Origin of the sequence: Nostoc paludosum FACHB-159 (assembly GCF_014698835.1) — a bacterium.
In the GTDB taxonomy this organism is placed as follows: domain Bacteria; phylum Cyanobacteriota; class Cyanobacteriia; order Cyanobacteriales; family Nostocaceae; genus Nostoc; species Nostoc paludosum.
Genome location: NZ_JACJTU010000082.1, coordinates 1 through 22,174, shown reverse-complemented (window position 1 = coordinate 22,174; position 22,174 = coordinate 1). Strand labels below are relative to the sequence as shown.

The 22,174-nt window shown below is 42.6% G+C and carries 23 protein-coding genes; 12 read left to right on the top strand and 11 right to left on the bottom strand.

Going from position 1 to position 22,174, the window contains the following annotated elements; genetic code table 11:
* The 3 genes from H6H03_RS36525 to H6H03_RS36515 form a co-directional block, all read right to left on the bottom strand.
* Positions 1 to 292, bottom strand: a 292-nt coding sequence (locus tag H6H03_RS36525) for a hypothetical protein (RefSeq protein ID WP_190959899.1), incomplete at its 3' end; no start/stop codon positions are given.
* A gap of 13 nt (positions 293 to 305) precedes the next feature.
* A complete protein-coding gene (locus H6H03_RS36520) occupies positions 306 to 770 on the bottom strand; it encodes a hypothetical protein (RefSeq protein WP_190959898.1) in 465 nt (154 codons plus the stop codon).
* 348 nt (positions 771 to 1,118) lie between these two features.
* A complete protein-coding gene (locus tag H6H03_RS36515) occupies positions 1,119 to 1,265 on the bottom strand; it encodes a hypothetical protein (RefSeq protein ID WP_190959897.1) in 147 nt (48 codons plus the stop codon).
* 153 nt (positions 1,266 to 1,418) lie between these two features.
* Here H6H03_RS36515 and H6H03_RS36510 point away from each other — a divergent pair, with 153 nt between their 5' ends.
* The 3 genes from H6H03_RS36510 (at position 1,419) to H6H03_RS36500 (ending at position 3,736) form a co-directional block, all read left to right on the top strand.
* Positions 1,419 to 1,829 carry a plasmid mobilization protein gene (locus H6H03_RS36510; protein WP_190959896.1) on the top strand — a complete coding sequence of 137 codons (411 nt, stop codon included), beginning with the start codon at positions 1,419 to 1,421 and terminating at the stop codon, positions 1,827 to 1,829.
* A complete protein-coding gene (locus tag H6H03_RS36505; protein ID WP_190959895.1) occupies positions 1,804 to 2,313 on the top strand; it encodes a relaxase/mobilization nuclease domain-containing protein in 510 nt (169 codons plus the stop codon). The genes H6H03_RS36510 and H6H03_RS36505 overlap by 26 nt, the downstream gene beginning before the upstream one ends.
* A gap of 82 nt (positions 2,314 to 2,395) precedes the next feature.
* Positions 2,396 to 3,736 carry a transposase gene (locus tag H6H03_RS36500; RefSeq protein ID WP_190959894.1) on the top strand — a complete coding sequence of 447 codons (1,341 nt, stop codon included), beginning with the start codon at positions 2,396 to 2,398 and terminating at the stop codon, positions 3,734 to 3,736.
* 373 nt (positions 3,737 to 4,109) lie between these two features.
* Here the strand turns inward: H6H03_RS36500 and H6H03_RS36495 are convergent, their stop codons facing one another.
* Complete coding sequence (locus H6H03_RS36495) at positions 4,110 to 4,634, bottom strand: GNAT family N-acetyltransferase (protein ID WP_190959893.1); 525 nt, start codon at positions 4,632 to 4,634, stop codon at positions 4,110 to 4,112.
* A gap of 96 nt (positions 4,635 to 4,730) precedes the next feature.
* On the bottom strand, positions 4,731 to 4,919 hold the full coding sequence (locus H6H03_RS42310) for a hypothetical protein (RefSeq protein WP_449290000.1): 189 nt from the start codon (positions 4,917 to 4,919) through the stop codon (positions 4,731 to 4,733).
* Between H6H03_RS42310 and H6H03_RS36490 the strand changes: the two genes are divergently transcribed.
* Positions 4,904 to 5,041: a hypothetical protein gene (locus tag H6H03_RS36490; protein WP_190959892.1), complete on the top strand. Its 138-nt coding sequence runs from the start codon at positions 4,904 to 4,906 to the stop codon at positions 5,039 to 5,041. The two genes, H6H03_RS42310 and H6H03_RS36490, sit on opposite strands and share 16 nt — an antisense overlap.
* Here H6H03_RS36490 and recD2 read toward each other — a convergent pair.
* Positions 5,009 to 7,315 carry an SF1B family DNA helicase RecD2 gene (gene recD2, locus H6H03_RS36485; RefSeq protein ID WP_190959891.1) on the bottom strand — a complete coding sequence of 769 codons (2,307 nt, stop codon included), beginning with the start codon at positions 7,313 to 7,315 and terminating at the stop codon, positions 5,009 to 5,011. The genes H6H03_RS36490 and recD2 overlap by 33 nt on opposite strands.
* 173 nt (positions 7,316 to 7,488) lie before the next feature.
* On the opposite strand from recD2, the gene H6H03_RS36480 reads away from it, so the two are divergent.
* From H6H03_RS36480 to H6H03_RS36455, 6 genes are all read left to right on the top strand, one after another.
* A complete protein-coding gene (locus tag H6H03_RS36480; RefSeq protein WP_190959890.1) occupies positions 7,489 to 8,244 on the top strand; it encodes a ParA family protein in 756 nt (251 codons plus the stop codon).
* Positions 8,241 to 9,269, top strand: coding sequence for a ParB/RepB/Spo0J family partition protein (locus H6H03_RS36475; protein ID WP_190959889.1), 1,029 nt, complete (start codon positions 8,241 to 8,243; stop codon positions 9,267 to 9,269). The genes H6H03_RS36480 and H6H03_RS36475 overlap by 4 nt, the downstream gene beginning before the upstream one ends.
* 144 nt (positions 9,270 to 9,413) lie before the next feature.
* Positions 9,414 to 12,284, top strand: coding sequence for a DEAD/DEAH box helicase (locus H6H03_RS36470; protein ID WP_190959888.1), 2,871 nt, complete (start codon positions 9,414 to 9,416; stop codon positions 12,282 to 12,284).
* 920 nt (positions 12,285 to 13,204) lie between these two features.
* Positions 13,205 to 14,092 carry a tetratricopeptide repeat protein gene (locus H6H03_RS36465; RefSeq protein ID WP_190959887.1) on the top strand — a complete coding sequence of 296 codons (888 nt, stop codon included), beginning with the start codon at positions 13,205 to 13,207 and terminating at the stop codon, positions 14,090 to 14,092.
* Between the two features lie 319 nt (positions 14,093 to 14,411).
* The gene (locus H6H03_RS36460; protein WP_190959886.1) at positions 14,412 to 15,023 is read left to right on the top strand and encodes a hypothetical protein; all 612 of its coding nucleotides are present in this window, start codon (positions 14,412 to 14,414) and stop codon (positions 15,021 to 15,023) included.
* A gap of 105 nt (positions 15,024 to 15,128) precedes the next feature.
* Positions 15,129 to 15,644, top strand: a complete 516-nt coding sequence (locus tag H6H03_RS36455) for a hypothetical protein (protein ID WP_190959885.1) — start codon at positions 15,129 to 15,131, stop codon at positions 15,642 to 15,644.
* 155 nt (positions 15,645 to 15,799) lie between these two features.
* Here the strand turns inward: H6H03_RS36455 and H6H03_RS36450 are convergent, their stop codons facing one another.
* Complete coding sequence (locus tag H6H03_RS36450) at positions 15,800 to 16,795, bottom strand: tyrosine-type recombinase/integrase (protein WP_190959884.1); 996 nt, start codon at positions 16,793 to 16,795, stop codon at positions 15,800 to 15,802.
* A gap of 202 nt (positions 16,796 to 16,997) precedes the next feature.
* Between H6H03_RS36450 and H6H03_RS36445 the strand changes: the two genes are divergently transcribed.
* Positions 16,998 to 17,141, top strand: coding sequence for a hypothetical protein (locus H6H03_RS36445; protein ID WP_190959883.1), 144 nt, complete (start codon positions 16,998 to 17,000; stop codon positions 17,139 to 17,141).
* A gap of 301 nt (positions 17,142 to 17,442) precedes the next feature.
* Here the strand turns inward: H6H03_RS36445 and H6H03_RS36440 are convergent, their stop codons facing one another.
* Positions 17,443 to 18,243 carry an Rpn family recombination-promoting nuclease/putative transposase gene (locus H6H03_RS36440; RefSeq protein ID WP_190959882.1) on the bottom strand — a complete coding sequence of 267 codons (801 nt, stop codon included), beginning with the start codon at positions 18,241 to 18,243 and terminating at the stop codon, positions 17,443 to 17,445.
* Positions 18,244 to 18,412: 169 nt separating this feature from the next.
* Between H6H03_RS36440 and H6H03_RS36435 the strand changes: the two genes are divergently transcribed.
* Positions 18,413 to 18,697, top strand: coding sequence for a hypothetical protein (locus H6H03_RS36435; protein WP_190959881.1), 285 nt, complete (start codon positions 18,413 to 18,415; stop codon positions 18,695 to 18,697).
* A gap of 82 nt (positions 18,698 to 18,779) precedes the next feature.
* On the opposite strand, the gene H6H03_RS36430 is transcribed toward H6H03_RS36435, so the two are convergent.
* The 3 genes from H6H03_RS36430 to H6H03_RS36420 form a co-directional block, all read right to left on the bottom strand.
* The gene (locus tag H6H03_RS36430) at positions 18,780 to 20,828 is read right to left on the bottom strand and encodes a hypothetical protein (protein WP_190959880.1); all 2,049 of its coding nucleotides are present in this window, start codon (positions 20,826 to 20,828) and stop codon (positions 18,780 to 18,782) included.
* Between the two features lie 61 nt (positions 20,829 to 20,889).
* Positions 20,890 to 21,603, bottom strand: a complete 714-nt coding sequence (locus tag H6H03_RS36425) for a hypothetical protein (protein ID WP_190959879.1) — start codon at positions 21,601 to 21,603, stop codon at positions 20,890 to 20,892.
* Complete coding sequence (locus tag H6H03_RS36420) at positions 21,600 to 22,010, bottom strand: hypothetical protein (RefSeq protein ID WP_190959878.1); 411 nt, start codon at positions 22,008 to 22,010, stop codon at positions 21,600 to 21,602. The genes H6H03_RS36425 and H6H03_RS36420 overlap by 4 nt, the downstream gene beginning before the upstream one ends.
* Between the last annotated feature and the right edge of the window lie 164 nt (positions 22,011 to 22,174).

The following is a 22,174-nucleotide window of genomic DNA, read 5'->3' as shown; positions in this document are numbered from 1 at the left end:
AGAAACTTAGATGACCGTTAAACGGTATAACTTCAGACTCCAATACCCCTTCACTGTCAAACCAATAAACTTTTGGTTCGCCTGTTCTTTCTTCAAAAAATTTCCCATCTGATGAGATAGTTAGAGTAAGTCCTTCGGTTGCTTCTACCTGGTCAATAAAATTGTTGCTGTTACCATTCAACCAATTTTCGACACCATTCGGATCTGGTTCATCACCGATAAATTCAATTTGGCTGTTTAGAGAAATGCTTCCCGTTAACAGCCATGTTCCAATTAATAATTCTATATTCATAGGATTTTTCTAATTATAGGTTTGATGAAGCCTGTTGCTGCTGCGCTACTGGCTCTTTACTTTGTCTCTTGCCCTTTGCACTATTTACTGTTGATTCCTCCGGCTCACTGCTAGCTTGATCTAACGCAGTATTTACAACTGTTAGCTCAGTTTCACTAGCCGGATTTGATGACCGATTTTTGTCGTCGCTTGAAGATGTCTTTTGACGGCGACGGCTGCTTTTCTTCAATTCACCTATTAAATATTTGATTCTGCTACCTGTCAAATTAATCCCCAGACCCTTCAGCATCTCTGCTACTTCATCATAAGTGTAGCCGTACTTGTCAGAAGTCAGTTTATCAATGTATCTCCGCATCTTGCGAACAGCGTCTCTGTCCGATACATCTTCTCGCTCTTTCGGCTTCTGTTCCTTCAGTAGATTGATAGCCTTATCAATCTTCTCTTTCGTAATTACTTCTGAATTCTGCTGTTCAGCCATTGTTATCTCATGAATACCAATTAATTGATAATTATCTCCTGTTTGAAAAACTCTGATTCAAAATCCTAAAAAAAATTGACTATTGCGGCTACGCCGAATCACCTTTAACTGTGACGGCTACGCCGTTATTTTTAACCAACCTAATACTTTGAAAAATCGACTATTACGGCTACGCCGAATTATCTATTTGTATTACAGCTTCGCTGAACTATTATTTTATGTGCCAGCGTAGCTGATATTCTCATTCAAGTTAACACCAAAAAGCTAGACTATTACAGCTTCGCTGAGTCTAGAATTTTTATATAGCGGCTACGCCGTATTTATCTCTTCTATTACGGCTATGCCGAATCAGAACTTTCCTCCTGTTTGATTTCTGAAAATTTCGGCTCCGCCGTTGATATATCCCTCTGTAGGTTGTAGTATTGTCAGCAGCACAGCTTCGCTGTCGTATTCTCGCCCCCAGACCTCTGTTGTGCCTCCGTACCTCCGTAGCACACGACACCTCGTTATCCCCGAAAATGGGCTTGAAGCCAGCCATGCCTTAAAGCTTACGCTTTACCTCGCTTTGCTCGGACGGCAAAGCTGGTTTAGTGGGGTTTCACCCCCCTAAAAACCCCCCTCGCGTGATGTCCTCATTCTCCCTAAGTTATGGCTAATCGTAAGCAGTCAAAAGCTCTAATCCGAAAGCATATTTTCCCAGTTCGCTTGAGCGACATCGAACTGGACTTGCTGCGAATAAAATCGCAAGACGCGGGAATGTCAGCGAGTGAACTAATGAGACGCAATGCGTTGATGCGTCCATTGCCTAAACGACTGAGTAAAATTACCTTGCAAATATATTGGGAATTAGGACAAATCGGCAACAACCTTAACCAGCTTGTCAAAGCCACCAACACAGCTATCAAGATGGGGCGTACTCCACCAGCCAACCCAGAACTGTTACAAGAACTTTTAGAACTACTGCATCAGTGCAGACGAGATATTGCCTCGGATGATGTTGATGATGATGACTCGGAAGACGAGGAAGAAGACGATGATTGGGAAGCAGACGAAGGGTAGAGGTTTTCGCAAGCTGTTAGATTATCTAGAATCCCGTGAAGATGCCAAACTAATTGGCGGCAACATGAGTGGGAGAAATGCCCGTGAGTTGGCGCGAGAGTTTAAGCTGTCTCGACAACTAAATTCAGATGCAGACCGAGTTGTTTATCATGTTTCATTGTCAGCTGCTAAGGGGGACAAACTAGATGATGAAAAGTGGACTGAGATTGGCGACCGCTACATGAAAGAAATGGGCTTTGATGCCAATCAGTTTGTCATCTTCCGCCACCATAACACCGATGACGACCACATTCACATTGCAGCCAGCCGCATCAGGATGGATACAGGGCTTGTAGTGCATGATTCTTGGGATTATGTACGCTCTGAAAAAGTCCTGCGGCAGATTGAAATTGACTATGATTTGGTGCAAGTTCAAGGGAGTAGAGAGAAACTGAATCGCACACCCAGCACAGGACAAATTAGGCGCATAATAACAATACTGTAGCCAAAAAAAAAGTATAAAAAGAGGGCTGATGTAGTAGAGTTATAGTCTTCCACAACGACAACTCAAAAGCTACACACAGCCCATGTTTGACATACTAGCACTGTTGCAATGCCTACTACCAGAAATAAAAGTCACGACGATGCGGCAGTTGAGCCAGATCATCACGGCCATGTTAGCCATGAGTGGGCGAGTAACAATGTTGGGAATTTCGCGTTGGACGCTTAGTGGTGGTAGTTATCGGACGGTAATCAGATTCTTTCGTACAGTCATACCGTGGGCAACGGTATTCTGGGTGTTTTTTCGGCGGCATTTGTTCTGCCCAAATGATGTTTATTTGTTGGCAGGAGACGAAGTAGTAATAAGCAAAGCCGGGAAAAAAACCTATGGATTAGATAGTTTTTTTTCCAGTTTAATAAGTAAACCAATATCGGGACTATCTTTCTTCACCTTATCATTAGTAAGTGTTAAACAAAGACACTCATTTCCGATTCAGATAGAACAGGTAGTCAAGAGCGATGTAGAAAAAAGTATTGTCTCACCAATCCCAGAAGTAAAAACTCAAGAAAAACGTGGACGCGGACGACCAAAAGGGAGTAAGAACAAAAATAAACAGGAGGTGATTTTTACATCTGAATTACTAAGAATTCAGAAGATGATTAATGAGCTATTTAAGTTAATAGCTAACTTGATACCCCTTACTTACTTAGTCGTAGATGGTCACTTCGGAAACAATAATGCTTTACAGATGGCTAGGCAGGTAAAGTTACACATAATTTCCAAGTTACGCCATGATTCAGCATTATATATACCTTACCAACATCCTGACCCCAATCATCGTTCCCGTCGTAAATACGGTGAGAAGTTGGACTGGCGTAATATTTCTGATGAATATTTGCGTCAAAGTAGTATTGACGAAGATATCCAAACTGATACTTATCAAGCTACCTTACTGCACAAAGAATTTGCCCAGTCCCTGAATGTAGTTATTTTGGTGAAAACTAATCTCAAAACTAATGCTCGTAGTCACGTAATTCTTTTTTCTAGTGACTTAACTTTATCATATGAAAAAATAATTGACTACTATAAACTGCGCTTCCAAATCGAATTTAATTTCCGGGATGCCAAACAGTTTTGGGGATTGGAGGATTTTATGAACAGAGGTAAAACTGTGGTGACTAATGCTGTCAACCTTTCTTTTTTCATGGTCAATTTATCTCATTATCTTTTAGCTCAGTTTCGTGAAGATAATCCTGGCTCTGGCATTGTTGATCTAAAGGCTTATTGTCGTGGTTTTCGCTATGTTCGGGAAATGTTAAAAATGCTTCCGCAACAGCCTGAGCCTATTTTATTATCCCAGATTTTTGCCAAGCTTACCTCTCTTGGTCGTATTCACAATGCTTCTACATCTGTTGAATCCTCGTAATTTGGCTACAGTATTGATTAAACGAGACAGTAACGACATTGATGGCCAAATACTTAATTTTTTAAAGACCAGCCCTATCTCACCTGGGTCTACCTTGGCTGATGCAGTGATGGTAACTCGATGAAGCTCATTGGCTACCTTTGGTGTTGTACTCAATGGGTGTGCGCGGTGAAAAATTGCGTACTCCTACTATTTGGGCGCTTCACCAGTTGTCAGCACAAGCTCGGCTCATTCGTCGCATTTGTGAGATTGATCATAAATAATTTGCAAGACAAACTAAAGGAATCTCTCTCTAGGCAATGGCGCAATTTGATTTCAATATAATTGTTGAACTACAGGTACGTCAAAATGCTGTAAGCATTAGGGATAATATCTAAACCCTCACGAGTTGCGTGGGGGTTTTAATAGTGTTATTAAACAATTGAGCCACACCACTTGAACGCTCTTTATTCCAAGAAATCTCATAGAATTGGTTATTGGTGTATCGGTTGATAACCTTGCGCCAAAATGTTTGTGCATCTACATTCAAGCCTAGCTGTCGTACTTCCCACTTACTAGGAAACAAATCGAAAATAAAGGACGCTACCCGGTAACCAATACCTTGTCTTCGGTATTTACGTAGAATGAAGAATTCACCCATGTCCATAGTGTGTTCGTCTCCTGAAAGCTGGCTGCGCCCGTCGGCAATGACAAATCCTGCGATCGAGCCATCCACCTTGACAAGAAACGGATGTCGCCAAGGCTCAGTCCAACAACCTTTAAGAGCGTCGTCCCCGAATCGACCATCATTCCCGACATCCCAACCCATGAACTCGCTAAAATCATAGAAATAAAGTTCTATCAAATGACTCAAAATCGACTGATCTTGCGGACGGGCTTCAATAATTTCAATATTCACGCTAGTTTCCTCTAATTTAGTAACTTACATCAGATATTCAAATTTATTGAAGATCCCAATCTATCCAAGAAATTCTGGCCTCTTCAATAATCACTATTACTGTGATTTAGTTAAGCGTAGGAAATTGACATGACCTGAAAGCGAACCTACGATTACGGTCAAATTATCTTCTGAACAAGCAATAGCACAACATGTTAGAGCAGCGTCTCCAGTCCAACTCAAAACACACTTTCCAGTTTCTAAATTCCATAGCTTGAGGGTATTGTCAAGTGAAGCAGAAAGCACATGATGGTCAATACACTGCCCTTTGTATCAGTTACGTTATGTCTACGCCAATTACACAAGCGATCGCAGAAATCAGCAATCAGCCTCTTCTACTCCTCTCTCATCACCAAATCAATCGCTGAATCAATTAACTCAACTGCTGATATTTCATAGTGATAAGTCTTAAATTTAAACTTGCCCACCTGTTCTAGTTGCTTCGAGGGGCGATGTCCATATTTTTCCTCATACATTTGTAGGGCGATAGTACCGATAGTCGTCATCTGTCCGGGCGAGGCTGTGAGTTGGCGTGACTGTAGTCTAGATGCGACAGTGACAGTGGGTGGTGTCGCACTTGCAACCGCTTTGGCTTTGCTTAAATGCAAGAAAGTTCTGGTTAGTTCATCAATAGGTGAAATGAGTAGAGCCATCAACCCAGTAAACCGTTTTGCAGGTTTATCTGTTAGAACAGCAATCTTTAATGCTTCTGGCTGCCCAACTGCGATAAATGTTCCCTGAGCGCGAGTCATCGTTGTGTAAAGCAGTTGACGGGTTAACATCCGGTAGTTAGCCATTAGTAACGGAAAAATCACAAACTGAAATTCACTGCCCTGGCTCTTATGGCAAGTTATACAAAACGAGTGCATGATTTGGTCAAAGAAACCTGGATAGTAATCGACGATCGCGCCCCCCTCCCAGGAAATTTTCACCATTTCTTTTTTCTCATCTACCGCTACCACCTGACCAGTCTCACCATTCATCACTGGCGGGAGTGTATCATAACGATTTTTCAGTTGTATCACTCTATCCCCAACTCGATACACTACAGACCCCAAAACCACTTCAGGCTGGTTAGGTTTTTGGGGATTAAAAATAGGCTGAAGCAGTTTATTGAGATTGTTCACACCAGCCGCCCCTTCCTTCTGGGGTGCTAACACTATCACGTTTTGATTCAAATCGACATTCTCTTTCTTCATCGATGCGACTAAAGAGACAATGCTTTTAGCCGTCATTTCTGGTGAACTAGCTTCTAGCATGGCGCACTCTCCCACATCCATCCAGGACTCAGCCTGATTAAATTTATCCAGTGGCGGAACCGTGCCAAAATTTACCTCACTAGCTGCATAGATAATCGGGCTGTCCTTTCGCTGTCGATGAATTTTTTGCAATCTCGTTGTCGGCACTATTTCTGAATTAAGCAAGTCCCGCAGCACCATTCCAGGGCCTACACTGGGTAATTGGTCAGAGTCCCCTACTAACAGGATTCGCGTTGTTTCTGGTAAAGCTTTTAATAGGGAATTGAACAAAAATATATCCACCATTGAAAACTCATCAACAATTAACCAATCAATAGTTAGGGGATTATCCTCGTTATAGTAAAAGTTTTGTCCAATTCCCTGCCATTGCAGTAGACGGTGAATGGTGCTGGCGGACATTCCAGTAGCCTCTTTCATCCTGTTGGCTGCCTTTCCGGTCGGGGCTGCAAGAGCTATATTTGCCCCCATAAATGTTAACCATTGCACTAAAGCTTGTAGCACATAGGTTTTCCCCCGCCCAGGCCCCCCTGTAATGATACTAATAGGGTGTTTAACTGCCATTAACAAGGCACTGGTTTGTTCAGTAGTTAAGCGTGAGAGTTCACGATATTCAGGGGCTTCAAAGTCTGCTAACCAATTTTCTAGATGTAGGGTTGGGTAGGTTGGTCGGTTAATTAGAGTTTGGATTTTTAAAGCTACTGACAATTCAGCACGGTAGGCGGCTTTTTGATAAACACTATTGGACACCTCGCCATAAACTAAAGTTTGCTTCTCAACTAACTTACCAAGAATGGTATTCAAAGATTTATAGTCTGGTGTGTGGTGAGGACGTTCTAGCAAAGACACAGCACGCCCCAACAAGTGAGATTCAGGCAGAAAACAGTTACCCTCACTCAGAGCCTCCTTCAAGACATGAAGTAGACCTTTTTCGTAACGAGTCTCACTGGAAACCGATATCCCCAGCGACATCGCCAACTCATCAGCAGTTTTAAAGCCGATGCCCTCAATATCATCAATTAATTTGTAAGGGTCGCTTTTGAGTTGCAATGCGGTTCTGTGTCCATAATGCTCACAAATCTTTAAGGTTAATCGAAGTGATGTTCCTACACCCAAAAGCTGGGCGATAATTCCTCTTGTCGGATTGGCTTTATTCTCTGACCAAGCTTTTTTTATTGCAGCGATTCGAGATTTACCAAGCCCAGGAACTGACTCAAGTCTTAGGGGGTTAGCATCTAATACCGATAGGGTTTCATAGCCAAAGTAATTGACAAGAGTTTGGGCAGTTTTTTTTCCTATTCCACGGAAAAGTCCACTTGATAAATACTGCTGGATTTCCTGAAGGGTTAATTCTGGAAGTTTATCTACTTTAGAGAACGAAATCATTAAAATACCATCCTCCTCTCAAAACCAGCGTCATTGCCTAATTAAATCGGCTATAACCTAATATGATGATCGCATTTTCAAATAAAATAGCAGCCACGAACAAAAATAAACATTTCTAAACGACTTTTCACCGTTATCTTTAGTTGTAACGGTGTAGGTAAACCAACTCACTTATGAGCCGAATCATCGCAGTATTTAATCAGGCGGGAGGTGTTGCCAAAACCACCCTTACCCAAAACCTGGGCTACCAAATAGCGCAATTGGATCATCGTGTCTTGCTCATAGATATAGATCCCCAAGCCAGCTTAACTATCTTTATGGGCTTGGTTCCAAGGGATTTAGAGCAAACTGTTAATAATGCCATCGTGGATGAACAACCCCTACCAATCCATGAGAGCATTCATGGCATGGATTTAGCCCCGGCTAATATCTCTCTGGCTACGGCAGAAATGCAATTGGTTAATGCTGCCATGCGCGATTTCCGCCTCAGAGAAGCCATCGAACCAATCCAAGAGAATTATGATTTCATCCTCATAGATTGCCCTCCCAGCTTAGGTTTACTTTCCTATATCTCCCTCGTAGCTGCCACTCATGTTCTCGTACCCCTAGAAACCCATTTCAAAGCCTTTGAGGGTACAGGCGAACTGTTAAAAACGGTCGCTACCGTCCGCAACAAACCCAACCGTAAACTGCAAATAGCTGGGTTTGTACCCACAAAATACGATGCCCGTAACTCTCAAGACACCCGTACCTTAGCAGCCATCACCGAACAACTAGCCTCAGCCGGAACAGTATTCCCCCCTATTCCACGCTCTACCGCTTTTGTTGATGCCTCAGAAGAACGAATGCCCCTGGCAGTTTACGACCCCAAGCATCCATCTATCCAAATCTTGAAAAAAATAGCCGTTAACTTAACAGCCTTAAAATGAGACGCACTAAAGCCACCCAACCCCTTAAAAGCAAAATTGAAGTACCTTGGGACACTACAGGTGTAGCGAATGCTGGCTCTCCCCAATCCATGCCGCTAGACCAGATTGTTCTGCCACCGACACAACCGCGCCGTTACTTTGAAGAGTCAGCGTTAAAGCAGTTAACCGAATCCATCAAACAGCATGGCATCCTCCAACCTCTGTTAGTCCGCCCCGTTGCTGATGGAAAACACGAATTAGTAGCAGGAGAGCGTCGTTATCGTGCAGCCCAGGAACTTGCGTTAACAGAAGTTCCTGTTGTCATCAAAGAATTAGACGACAATGCAGCTTTTCAACTAGCACTCGTAGAAAACTTACTTCGGGAAGACCTTAACCCAGTTGAAGAAACTGAAGGCATACTGCAACTGCTGGCTCTCAAACTGGGTCGAAGCATTCAGGAAGTACCCCCATTACTGTATCGTCTACAACGCCTAGAAAACAAAGCATCTACACTTACCCATAACGTTATGGGCGCACCCGATGGCGAAGGTGATGAACCTACCCATAACGTTATGGGCGAAACCGAAACCCCTAATTTAAACCTCAATGATGAGCCATTAGCTGACCCAGATTTAAAAATTGTTGAAGGAGTATTTGAGGGCTTGGGTTTAATGACCTGGGCATCTTTCGTTAAGAATCGTCTGCCCTTGCTAAACCTGCCAGAAGATATTCTTGATGCACTAAGGGATGGTTCAATTGAGTACACCAAAGCCAAAGCCATCGCCCAAATTTCCCAGTTAAATGAGCGTGTTGAGTTTTTAGAACAAGCTATTGCCCAAAACTGGTCTTTAAGCGAAATTAAACAGCGCATTAGTGAAAAGAAAACAAGAGCCTCTAACTCTCAAACTGAATCTAACAATTACAAAGAACGTTTTACTGTTGCCACCACTAAACTAAAAAAATCACGCATTTGGTCAGACCCAAAAAAACGCAAGCAAATCGAAAAACTGCTCTCCCAAATAGAGGCGCTGACGAGTGTTGAGTGATAGCGCCCATAACGTTATGGGGAAGTAGAATTGTTAAAATTTTTGTGTAAATCCCTCTGCTACTGGGTAATTCTGGCAACAAATGGCAAAAAGTATTAAGTTGAATCTAATGCCAGTAGTACAGTCGCTCTCACAAGTGTTCCCATGCTAGAGTCAGAAAAACTCCAACAGTTCGTACAATCTTGGTTAGGCTACATCAGGTTAGAGGAACTGACTCAAGCTGAGGTCGAGCGTTCTTCAGATATTTATTCAAAAGTAGTAGATAAGGGAGTACAGCTTGTTGGCAACAAGTTACTCTTAGATAGCGAAGTATTTACGCAATTCCAGCAACAGCAGCAAGCAGCTAAAAGAGGGAACAAAAATGATGTTCAGATGGCTGTTGCTTTCCCACAAATCTATATAATCAACGGCAAGGGCAAAGACCAAAAGCTGAAATATCTGCCTCTGTTCACCATCGATATTTCACCCATTTTAAAGGGGAATTACCGCAAAACAGGCTGGGACTTGACCGAATACGAGTTTCAGCCAGTGATTGTTAATTTAATGCGGTTGTACAAACTAGAGGAAGAACAAGCCGAATCACTGATTGTTGCGTCAGGGATTTTGAAATTTTTAGAAGACACATTTAAAGGAAGATTTCCAACACTTCGAGACTTTCTCGAACTGGTAGACTTACCGCAAGGAAATTACAAAACCTCTCGACAACCTTATTTGCTACGCTGCGACTTTACACCCTATAACGCCCTCCTTAAGCAAGACATACAGGAAATACTCAAGGAACTGCAACAACCTGACTCTAAAGCTGAATGGCTAACTGAAACTCACCCAGCCATGCAGTACCTCTGGGGTCAGCCACAATCACCCAGAGATGACGTGATGTTCTGGGGTGCTTTCCCGTCCCATGCGCCTGATGAATTTCAAGCCTCTGTCCTCAAACACGCCCAGGAGAATTTACTAACTGCTGTTTGTGGCCCACCAGGGAATGGAAAAACCGAGGTGTTTTTGCACCTGATAGCACAGCAAGTAGTAAATCGAGCGTTACGACTTGTTCACGGTGAAGATGATGCAAATAATTTAATATTCTTTGTCGGCGCTAATAACAGCACCGTTAAAAAATTCCAACAACGACTCGCTGTAGATTCTCCTGCTCAACAGTTTTATCTTTCAGGCGGCAATCAAGCTAATATCCGTAAGGAAACCCTACCCAAACTGCAATCAACCCAAGATTGGCTACGTCTAACTGAATTTAATCAATCTGCTTGGCAGCAAGCCAAACTTGAATTACTCCAAACCGAGAGTGAAATTCAACAACTCCAAGAGCAAGACCGCTTGAATACTGCTCAAAAAGTCATTGATGCTGAACGGCTAGAGCAATTGGATGTAGAAATAAAATCACTCAATAACGATATTGCAGCTAAGTCTGCCTATTTACAAGCCCTAACTGAACAGCTATCAAGTTTGGCTGCTTACGAAAATTTTCCTATTGATGCTTACGAACAGATACAAATTGCGTTATTCCAAGCAGAACGCGAACTGCCAAAAGATTCGGACTCTATCACAAAACGCGCCTTGGACTGGCTCAATGCTACTACTAATAAGCGAATTTTTCACCGTCTGGCGAATCGGATAAACGCGGCTGTTTTAAACACCTTGGCTACAGCGCATCCCTTTCAGATACCCATTGACCCCTCCAGTTTAACCACAGCAATCACCAGCATTAACCAAAAAATCGGTTTCTCACGGCAATGGCGGAATCTTAACCGGACATTAAGCGAAATTCAAAACCAAATAGCGGTTTTAACCAAGGAACTAGAGCTAAAGCAAGCAGAACATCAACAAATCCAAAAACAACTTGATAGTTACCCCCAAGGGGATTTCTACAGTCGTTTTTATCGTGACTACCATCAATTGCAGCTAGAACTATTTCACCGTGCCTGGGCGTTTCTGTTGCAAGAAGTCCTCCGACGCAAGGATAGCGTTATGAGGGCATTAGAAACTTACGGCAGTGTATTAGCAGGGGATGGAGAGGCATTGCTAAAACTGTCAACTGATAGTGATGCCATTTACCGTGACTTGAGCTTGATTTTCCCTGTTATTACCTCCACCCTCCAATCAATGCGTAATATGTTGCCAATTCTTCAGCCTAATATCATCAAGCTGGCACTGGTGGATGAAGCGGGGACAACTCTCATACACCAATTATTTCCTTTGCTAGTGCGATCGCAACAGGCAGTAGTAGCAGGCGACCCCCAACAGATTGAGCCTATCGTCAATATGAGCGACGATACCATCAAACAATATTTCAAAACTGCCTTTCTGGATCGGGGCATGAGGAATGAAGATTATTATCGCTATGCTCCCACCGCTAAATACACAGCTACCGCTTATCATCGTGCTGCTGGTGCTAGTGGTACTGAAGGAGATTTAGGTAATGGCATTATTCTTAGAAATCATTACCGTTGTACCCCAGATATTATTCAGTTTTGCAGCCCCAATTATCCCGGTGGTCTGCAAATTTTTTCCGACGATCGCCGGATGGCAACAGATCCGCATCTCCTGGCTTACCATGTCGAGGGTAGCCACACCCATAACACTAATCCAGAAGAAATCAACGCTGTAGAAGCTGTAATTACATCCTTGCTAAAGCAAGGTTACTCTGTTAGTTCGGATGACAATTCAAAAACAATTGGGGTAATGTCGCCGTTTTTGCAGCAAGCTAACGCGCTCAAGTATCGGCTCTCTAACCGTTGGCGAAACTTTTCTTGGGATGATATTGGCACAGTTCATACCTTCCAGGGAGGAGAGAAAGCGGCTATTATCTTTTCTGCTTACCAGTGCCACCAAGAGCATAGTTTTTGGTTCCTCAACCGCAAACCCAATTTACTGAATACAGCCGTTAGTAGGGCAAAGGAATTGTTTATTTTGGTGGGGAATGTTAGGGAACTAGAATTAGCTGGCGGTGAAACCAAGCGGTTAGTTGAACACATTCGGCAACATGGGGAAATTCGTACTTGAGTGAGGCGAATGGTGGGGTGTTCAGTAGTTACCTTCAAGTTTTTATGAAAATTATACATTATTTATTCTTTACCCATCAGTCCAGTACAAAAGTTAGGTAAATACCTCCCCTTTTTCCAAATTTTCAGCATAATTTCTAATTGACAAAAGTAAAATTATCTTAACTCTCAACGATACCTTTGAGATAGTCAACCGCGCCATAGTATGTCTGTTTGGCTCGTTCGTTAAAGACAGATATATCCCTCCGTATTATTTCGTAGTTTTTTCAGAAATCAAATATGATTCCTATAGTTATTACTTAAACAGGTAACTGACCGCCCTTACGCAGAATTTCGGTGGTGAAATCCGAATTAAGCGCGTATAAATTTATAAGCGGCTGTACACTAGACCTCTAGTTGGCGGTTACTATTTAGCCAAGCTAGAGCTACTGACTGTCTTCGTTGTGCCTTTGGGTGGGTGTAGGGTATGGGATGTAGAGTGTATCAAGAATATATTTTGATCCCCTGCTTCTTATCCCCTACCCCCGCACTTCGGCACTGTGATGCTTTTTGCCCTAAAAAGCTATGCCACAGCCAACATAAATGCTCATAACTTGAAGTACATCGTTATCAGGAAAGCATCATGAGTCAAACCTTAATGGGTATCCGCCGGGATACCAGCAAAATGGGACACGTTGTAAACAAATGTTGCGAAAGCTCCTTAAGTGATTTACTAACTTGCCCAAAAATGATATTGGACAAATCAAAATTTTGTACGGTAAAACCAAGCTTTCATCACTTTTCGTCCCTTACACTTGCCCATTAATGACCCTTTTAGGGAATGTCTTCACAAGAGAGAACACGCTCAATCTGGTATTGAAACAACGTAAAATCAAGGGTTTTCAAACATCTGCGTAACATAACTTTACAACGTGCCCCATTTTGCCGTTATCTCGGCGGCTACCCTATAAGAGACGGGGAGATGCCTACCTAAGTATTGGTGATTTTCAGAAGGCAAGTGAGGAATACAGCATAGCCTTACAAGGCAATCCAAATCTTACTGAAGCCTACCAAGGTCGGGGAATGTGTCGCTATGCTCTCAATGATAAGTTAGGAGCACTGGCAGATTTTGACAATGTTATTCTGATTAACCCAAATCTTGCTGAGGCTTACCTCCGTCGGGGTGCAGTTTACAATAACTCAGGGGAGCGACTCAAGGCAGTTGAAGACTTTACTCAGGCGCTCCACCTCGAGCCTAACTCTTTTGAAGCTTACTACTATCGAGGACTGGCTCATTTTAATCTAAGTAAAATGCAGAGCGCGGTGGAAGACTTCACTCAAGCTCTTCTCCTTTATCCCACCCATGCTGAATCTTACTACTTTCGAGGATTGAGTTACTTCAATTTGGGAAACAGGCAAGATGCATTGGAGGACTACAGTCAAACAATTCAGCTGAGTCCTAATTATGCTGATGCCTACTACAGCCGAGGTTGTATCTATGCTAACCTTGGAGAGTTACAAAGCGCACTGAAAGACTTTACTCAAGCAGTTCGGCTAAATCAGGACTATGTGAAAGCCTACTATGGACGAGGTTGGGTTTACTCCCAACTCAAGGAGGAGTGGAAAGCTATTGAAGACTTTACTCAGGCAATTCGACTTCAACCAAATTATGCTGATGCATATAGCGGTCGAGGCGCAGTTCGCTCTGCGTTGGGGGATAAACTGGGGGCAGTCGAGGATTATCAGAAAGCGGCAGAAGCATACCATATGCTAGGTGACACAAGCAATTACCAAAAAATACAGAGCGAAATAGTTAGAATTTCTCAGTAAATAAATTAAAATTCTTCATTTTGTGCAGCAACAATTTTTCTACAAAGGACTTTTTATACTGGTTTGTTTAGGAATTTGGTTGTTTGCTACCTCTCCAGCTTTCAGGATTTTAGAGCAAACACCAAACAAACTGGTATTACACATCCGACCTACATTTGCTTGGGCAATCAGTACATTGTTAGGTGGAATTGCGCTCCTATTCACAATTTTCACTTTACAAAGCGCACCTGTTACTATTCTCAGTTGTAAACACTCTATACCTACATATTCTCTCCCAAGTCACCAGGAACTTACTTCAACTAATTGTGAATTGATTGCCATGAGCTGGCTAGGCACGGAAGCAAACAGAAATATCTTCTCCAAGGTGCAAGAAGCTATTCTAGAAATGAAGATGAACAGCTATGGCTATGCTCAACTAGCCAGATATCGAGCTATAATCTTAACGGAAAAAGGCAATATTGCTATTACAGATAGCTATGTTTCAATGCAGGAGCCAGCATATGAAAACATGTATAATTTAGTAACTCAAATTAATGAGTTTATAAAAAATTCTTTAGCAGCATCGCTCACAGTTCAGTACGAAGATAAATTATTGGGATACACAGGCTTCTTTATTGCGGGGTGCTTTTGGCTGATTACTGGGCTAGTTCTTGTAACGGCTCCATTTATAAACTGCTCTTTTGACAAAAAAGTCGATGGTGTAATTTTGGAACGTCGTAATTTTTTTTGGAAAAAAGCTGTTCGGTGCAAGCTGAATGACATTAAAGCAGTCAATGTGGAAAGCTACAGTGATGAAGGAAACGTTAACTATCGCATTAATCTGCTGTTAATTTCTGGTGAGAATTTGCCTCTTACCCAAAGCTTAACTTCTAATTGGCAAGAAAAGCAGCAAATTGTTGAGCAAATTCGACAATTTTTGAAAAATGATTAAGTAAATCCATGACAGTTCTTAAGCTAGCACTCCTCTAAGGAAGTAATTATGAGTAAAGTCTAATTAATAAATTCCTAAACTATAAATATGAGCAGTACATCATCAATGCAAGTCATTCAAGAAACACCAAATCAGCTAAAATTAGGGCAGAAGGTATCTAGATGGTTGCGACTACTCTGTATATTGGTTGCAGGAATCGGGTTTCTGTTGTTGATTGCTGGGTGGCGACTAGAACCAACTGAATTTGACACCTCTATAGTTAATTTTCCGACCAGCTTGCTCGCACCTTCACAAGTTTTTAAGCGCTTATTTATAGCAGTCGGCAGTGTTTGCATCATCGCTGGTCTTTTCATGGGAGCAATGATTCGTTCATCAATTACCTGTATTTTTGACAAAAGCAGTGGTAATCTGACAATAGAATACTCGACCACAAATATTGTTCACCAGCCACTTGCAGAGATTGTAAATGCTGTTGTAGAGGCATGGGAAGATACCTACCGCGTCAACCTGCTCTTAGCTTTTGGTAAGAGCTTACCACTGACATTTATATACAGTTCTGGTCACAGAGATAAGCAAGAATTAGTTAACCGTATCCGCAAATTTTTGGGTTTAGTAAGCTAATCGGCATTTAAGTTAATTTTTGATGAAAACGTTATTACGATAATACGCGTCATACCTATTTCACTGGGGCAGACCAACCTTATGAAAAACTAAAACGACGACCCATGAAGGGATATTGATGTAACTGTTGATCCTCCATAAACGAGTACCTTTCTCTACTTGGGATGATTGCGCCTTTTGCCGACACGGGCTGCTAATTTATTAGTTAACTCCAACTGATACTGATTCTTATTGTCTTCGTAAACCAAAATAGTCCTGGGGTCAGCATGACGGCTCAAATGCTGCACTTTCCGGTAGTCTCCTGAAGCCAAATCCAGCGCATCAGTAATCCCCGAATGCCTGATTTTATGGGGTGTCATCCGCTTAGTTATGCCAGCACGTTCACAGGTTTTTCTCACAATGGCGTAGATGCCATCCCCGGTGAGTTGGTGTCCATAATTGTGGAAGTCCAGCGCGATAAACAAAGGATCGCTGGGTTTAATATTTGTACGACAGCCCAGCCAGTCGCTAACCGCCTCTGCAACTTCTGGGTTTAAGTCAATCCTAGTAGAATCATTGCCCTTACCCTTGCCGTAAACAGTTAAAGTCAAATCGTGGTAATCAAAATCTCCCACCATTAACTTCGCCACCTCCCCCCGCCGCAAAACATTTGCCCAAAGCAGCAGAAATAAAGCATAATCCCGCTTCCCCTTAGTGCAAGTGGTATCAATTACATCAAAAACTTTGTTGTACTCATCAACTACAACACCCCGCGTATCCCTGTACTTAGTGACCTTTAAAGACTCAATGCGGTCGCCATCAAAATAAAACTGACAGCGCTTGAGATTGCGACCCACCTTAATTAAATACTTGAGGGCGGCCAAGTACCGATTAATCGTCGCCGCCTTCCTACCGGATGCCACCAAATGATTCTTAAACTTGAGGATTAACCCATTAGCCGTCTGGTCATCCAACCCCCAGAACTCAGAGACATCCTTTTGGGTTGGTTCCCTTTGCAAAAAATACTCAAAAAATATCCGTATATTGCCAGCATACCCCCGTTGCGTCGTCTTAGCTTTCTGCTGCAACTCCGCCAAAAAATCATTTGACGCTTGCATCTGACTGGCAACTTGAGTCAGAGAACTTTCAGTATATGTACTTAACTTATTCATTTTTTCCGTTAATGACAATGCGGTTTTTCATTAACGTGTTATATCATTACACACATCACCAACGCAAAATACACTCTTCTCCTTCCATCGCCAACACACAAAGAGATTTTTCCGATTCTGGAAATGACTGGGGTTAATACTTCTTGGCTTCTAAGTAAGTTTAGTAATTATTTTGACTCTTATGCCGATTTTGTGGTCAAAGATGTCAATCGGCATAGTTATTGATACTACTTTGGCTTTGTTGCGTGCCAAATACAAAATTGCTCCAAGCGATGGCGTAACCGCCATGAGCCGATGGCGATCGCCTCACCCCTCACACTCCAAATCAAAAGCTCCACGCTCTTAGCATCTAGGTGGAGTCTTGATATCAAGGTTGATATCAGACATCAGTTTTAATTAGGAGGCTTCATCGCCAGAATAATCTTCGCCACAGCTTCGGAAACCGTCTACAACTGTAGACATGACAGAGGTAGTGAGGCGGTAAGGCATTCGGCGTAAAAAGAAGGTGCGAGAGCATATCGAGCGTTTCTGCCAAGTTTCTACAAACGCTTAAGAGCAGTCCCAGTCACAGATTTTCACCCCAGGTCAACCATCAACGGCAGTTTGCACTAACTTCTATACGGCTGTCTATACAGAAACCCAAGACTTTACTCTGTGCGATCTTGTTGTGTGGGGGTTTGAGAATTTACCACCTCTGTTGTGATTTCCTCAACCGATAAATCAACAGCAGAAGCCACCTCGGAGATGCTATAGCCCATGCTCAAAAAGCGTGCTGCTGCTTTTAATTTAGTTTGACGTTCCAAGTCTTTGTAAATTCGTGTTTCTTCAATGTTCAGTCCTAACATGGCTTCCACCTCTTCACGGGTTAACTGAGAAAACTTGTAAACAGCAATTGTGGTAATAATATCTATGATTTCGTTTTTCGGCAGTGCAGTAGTTGACTCTAATTGTACCCGTTGAATTAATTGCTTTGCCTGTTCTGCCATCGCTTTCTCTGAGGCGATTGTCAACTGCATTAAATTGATGCCTATTGGCAGAGTATCAGGAGTACCTAACTCATCCAAATAAATGCGCTGCACTTGGTCGCTGTTTAAAAACATTCGATGAGTTCTTGTATCGCTTGGTTCTAAAGAGCGTGATGGAAAAATTACCACACAATACCAGTCATCGTAGAGTCCTCTATTGCGATTTAAGTACATCATCGACTCAGTAAAGAAGCGATGATAAAGAGCTTCGTCTGTTTGAAATTGAACTTCTGCAAAAAAGATAACTCTTGGTGTTGCACCCTCTGGAGGTAAAAAAACCCCATCAATCCGAAAGGCAGTTTCTTTGACCTCAACTGACTCAAATCGATAGTTTTGCGCCTCTTGGGGACGGCGATCAACGAGTTCAAAAATTAACGCAGGAAATCGCTTAAATATTTGGTAATAAATAGAGTCGCGTTTCACTAAAAAAACCGTAATGTTGCTGCTTATTCACTATTAATTTTATCGTTAATTTGCATAGTCAATTCATTGGTTACGTATATACACTATTATTGTTTTCGGTTAATCCTTCTAAAATACAACTAAGCAAAACTTGATTTCTTATATATCTGAAAATCTGAAATATTAAATTATGGCTTCTGTTACTAATGTCTTACAACCTTTTATAGATCTAGCTAACTTAATAAACACAATTTGGCTTTTTATCTTTCTTGCATTAGGAGTATCAGCAGCTTTTAACCGTCATACTTTTTTATTTTTGTTTGCTTTTCCTATTGTAACAATCCCACTTCGCGGTATTACTCATTTTATGCCAATAGCCTCCACACACATAAATAATTTGATTATATTTTTGGGTATAGGTTTTTGCATCGGCAAGGTAATCAAATGGATTTTTGGTTTTCAGCGTTGCTTTTGATAGCTATTCGCCCCATAAACAAATTTTGCCCTCAGTTTTTAGCTGAGGGCAAGTTGTATCAGTTATAAACTGTTGATTTGGCTCATGGAAACAGTTCTTTGTATTCTGTATAAGCCTGCTTCCAGCCCTTACCATTTTTCTCTACTCCCCAGAGGGATTGAATAATTTGAGTTTGCGACATTTTCTTGTCTATCATCTGCTTAACGATGCCAGTCAGTTGAGATGGAGTAAGGGATGCTGGAGTGTAGCGAGTTTCGGTATCGAGAACGGTATCGTCGGCAAGGGTCTTAAAATCGCCCGTTTCTGGGAGAGTATCACTGATTGGGGTATCGTTTCCAGTATCGATACTAGACGATTCCAAAACCTCAGAAGCCTTATCAGTCGGTTGGTATCGGTCGGTATCGCTTGCAGTTGGGGTGAAAGTCGGGGGCGGTGCATCTGATATTATCCAATTGTCATTAATCCAAGCTCTAGCTTGATTCAAAAACTCATCCTGCGGCTGATCACTGCTTGGTACAGAATCAGCCAAAGCCGGGGAATCACTTCTTAATTCAGGGAAATATTTAAGCAGCGTCCGCGCCGGATCTGGTTGTCCAGAATGAGGATTAACCTCTGTTTTTAACCATTCTGGAATGATACCAATTTCGCCCTGTGCGATCGCCTTATCAAAACTATCAGGGTCAGCTAGGAAGTAACGCCCAGTTGCCAATGAGATTGACTTGAGGGGCGACAGCTTTTTACTTGTTGCCTCACAACCAATAAAAGTAGCACCACTTTTAAAAGTATCGCCAAAACCTGCGGTGTTTTTCGTCCCCACCCAAGAAGTAAGGTTCTTGCCATGCAACACCACGAAAATTTGAGCGCCCTTCTTGCTGGCGCGAGTGAACAGAAAGCGAATGATCCATTGCTTCTGCTCATCGGTAAGGTAATCAGACAACGCGACCGCTTCATCAATCACCAAAATAATATCTGTGTAACTATTCTGGTTGGCGTTGTCCATTTCCCTTAAATAGTTGTACAAATCGCCTGCAACTAGAGCATCAGCCTTTGCGCCCTCCAAAAGGGGATAGCTAAGTCTGCACACTAGGCGATGGCAGGCAAACGGGTAGATGTCCGAGCCTGCGGTGAAATAGTGAATCTTGGTGTTTGGCTCAAGTGCTTTACTGAGGATGGCTAAAATCGCCATCAGCGTACCCTTACCACCTCGCTGATTACCAGCAATCACGGTGATTTGGTCACGAATGCACTTGGCGATATCAAAACCACTGCTGGTTAGTGCGTCAATAATTGCGAACGCTCGGTGGTGTAGTGGCAGTGCTAACACCGTTTGAATATCTGGTGCTTGAGCCTGTGCAGCAGGTTCAGTCTTTGGGGGACTGGGCAACTGGACAAAATGCGGTTGTGGCAGTTCAACGAACTTGGGTGAAGGTAGCTTTGGTTGTGGCTGTTGGGATTGTTGCTGAATTAAAGTCACTTGTGCATGGTCAATTCTAGGGTCAGGGGCTACCTGTGCCAGATGTTTGCACAACTGCTCAACAGTCGGAAATGCGCCTCTGTAAGTTGTGAAGTTGTCCAGCAGCCACCTGTAAGCATAGAACCGCTTACCAGCTTCTACGCCCGTGAGAAAATCAGTGAGAGTGTTGGTGTACTGCCGCAGCATCACAAATTCACTACGCTCTGTGGGTGTAAGGTGGTTCATCAAATCAACAATTTCATTGGAGCCTGCGAACCATTCGGCTCTTGCTTCACTGTCACCCATTGCTCTTAGAAATTCGAGGAAGTTACCACGCACAAAGGGAATGGGCGCGAACTGGTGAGAATCGGTCATGTCTTGCACCACTGACCAAGCGTAGCCCAGCCCAGCAACTAACGCGCCGATGGGGGCGAGTGGGGAGGTAGCATAACAAATTGCCCCGATGGATGCCGTTGCTAGAGTGACGCATTTAGCTAGGTTCATCCCTGCCCTTTCAGTTTTGGCACGAACCAATAATTGATCCAGCCTTTCTACCAGCCAAGGGGCGATGTTACCCGCTTCCAGGTGTTCAATGCAGGGATAGTCAGCCCGTAATGAAGCAGTTTCCTTTGTAGCGAGTTGCGGTACTGGTTGGTAAATGTCGGGTGAAAATTCCATAGATTATTCCTCAAGTAAATAACCCTCCACCCTAAAGGGCAGAGGGCTATGAATTGCTTACTTATTTAGTGAGTCGCCAAATTGTGTAACCGATTTCGCCCGATGCCATAGTGACTATGTTGTATGCAAAGCAGGCTAATATTTGCCCTGGATTGGTGTATCTAAATGGGTTTCTACTAATAAAAGTAGAACTCAAATCAAATACCCAAAAGAACAATGCAACCAGCCCTCCAGAGTGCCTTTCTTTCATCCCGGCTCGTTTATAGTCGCCCCATAAGGCTGTTGTTAAATCAATTGTTCCGGTAGGCTTTGCACCTAAAGTAAACTGGCGATGTTCTTCTAGTTCAACTCTTGCCTGTGAAGGTGTTTTACCTCGTAGTGTTTTAGCTTCCATCACCTGAACAAGCGCCGACATTCCAAACGATAACCAAAAGATAGGATTGAAAGGTAATTGTAACCAACCTATCCAACCTATCCAGCTAGTTTCAAACCAAGGAAATAGAGGGACACCATTAAAAAATGTTTGCCAAATTCCATCAGTACTTAACAATGTCCCAGTGAAAAAACCCATCGCGCCAAGTATCTTTGTGCCGGATGAACCAGGCGTTACAAATTGAGCAAAGATGTGAGTAACGAAGCTTATGGGTATCGCTATTAAATCAACAATCCACCCAGCCAATATTTCAACGTAATTATTGATAGATTTTTGGGGTTTTAGTGCTGTTGCAGGTGTTGATGGGGATTCACTAGGCGGCTTATATTCTGCACTTTTCATGATTTACTTGACTCCATTTGAGGGGATAATTTGCAGACATTTTTGTAGTGATACTTCCAAAGCCAACGCCGTTCTGCTATCTGTCCTATGCAGCGACCTCCTGAATCATAAACATAAACTTGCTCGTCCTCTTGGTAATAGCTGGTGTCGGGTCTGGGGTTGCGTTTTGGGTTGTCTAAATAGCCTCTAACTCTGAGTTTTAGACTGGTCGGTAATATGCCTGTTTCATTGAGTTTGTCGCTGGTCAGTTTGCGTTGTTCTATGCGTGAGCGTTCAACAGATTCTTGTGCTTCTAAGTTCGATACAGCAGAGAAAGTGTAGAACTGCTGAGGCAATTTGATAAACATAGGTGAAGCTATCAAACCCAAACCCAATAGCCCCAGCATGGCTTGTTTTTGGTACTTCATTGTTGAGTTTTTAATTGATTGATGATTGCCTCTGCCAGTCCCAAGTGGTCGCCTATGTGTAACGACCTGCAATACTAATCGCTCAAACCTGCAATCAAGAGATTTTCAAACCAGGATTAACTGCAACTATAATTACGCTTCAGCCAGGATTAATTGCAACTGAA

Coding starts and splice junctions, on each gene's coding strand:
- H6H03_RS36435 (WP_190959881.1), top strand. CDS start 18,413: ATGGCTTCTGTTACTAATGTCTTACAACCTTTTATAGATCTAGCTAAC.
- H6H03_RS36445 (WP_190959883.1), top strand. CDS start 16,998: ATGTCAATCGGCATAGTTATTGATACTACTTTGGCTTTGTTGCGTGCC.
- H6H03_RS36475 (WP_190959889.1), top strand. CDS start 8,241: ATGAGACGCACTAAAGCCACCCAACCCCTTAAAAGCAAAATTGAAGTA.
- H6H03_RS36510 (WP_190959896.1), top strand. CDS start 1,419: ATGGCTAATCGTAAGCAGTCAAAAGCTCTAATCCGAAAGCATATTTTC.
- H6H03_RS36420 (WP_190959878.1), bottom strand. CDS start 22,010: ATGAAGTACCAAAAACAAGCCATGCTGGGGCTATTGGGTTTGGGTTTG.
- H6H03_RS36505 (WP_190959895.1), top strand. CDS start 1,804: ATGATTGGGAAGCAGACGAAGGGTAGAGGTTTTCGCAAGCTGTTAGAT.
- H6H03_RS36470 (WP_190959888.1), top strand. CDS start 9,414: ATGCTAGAGTCAGAAAAACTCCAACAGTTCGTACAATCTTGGTTAGGC.
- H6H03_RS36450 (WP_190959884.1), bottom strand. CDS start 16,795: ATGAATAAGTTAAGTACATATACTGAAAGTTCTCTGACTCAAGTTGCC.
- H6H03_RS36430 (WP_190959880.1), bottom strand. CDS start 20,828: ATGGAATTTTCACCCGACATTTACCAACCAGTACCGCAACTCGCTACA.
- recD2 (WP_190959891.1), bottom strand. CDS start 7,315: ATGATTTCGTTCTCTAAAGTAGATAAACTTCCAGAATTAACCCTTCAG.
- H6H03_RS36425 (WP_190959879.1), bottom strand. CDS start 21,603: ATGAAAAGTGCAGAATATAAGCCGCCTAGTGAATCCCCATCAACACCT.
- H6H03_RS36520 (WP_190959898.1), bottom strand. CDS start 770: ATGGCTGAACAGCAGAATTCAGAAGTAATTACGAAAGAGAAGATTGAT.
- H6H03_RS36455 (WP_190959885.1), top strand. CDS start 15,129: ATGCAAGTCATTCAAGAAACACCAAATCAGCTAAAATTAGGGCAGAAG.
- H6H03_RS36480 (WP_190959890.1), top strand. CDS start 7,489: ATGAGCCGAATCATCGCAGTATTTAATCAGGCGGGAGGTGTTGCCAAA.
- H6H03_RS36500 (WP_190959894.1), top strand. CDS start 2,396: ATGTTTGACATACTAGCACTGTTGCAATGCCTACTACCAGAAATAAAA.
- H6H03_RS36460 (WP_190959886.1), top strand. CDS start 14,412: ATGAGCTGGCTAGGCACGGAAGCAAACAGAAATATCTTCTCCAAGGTG.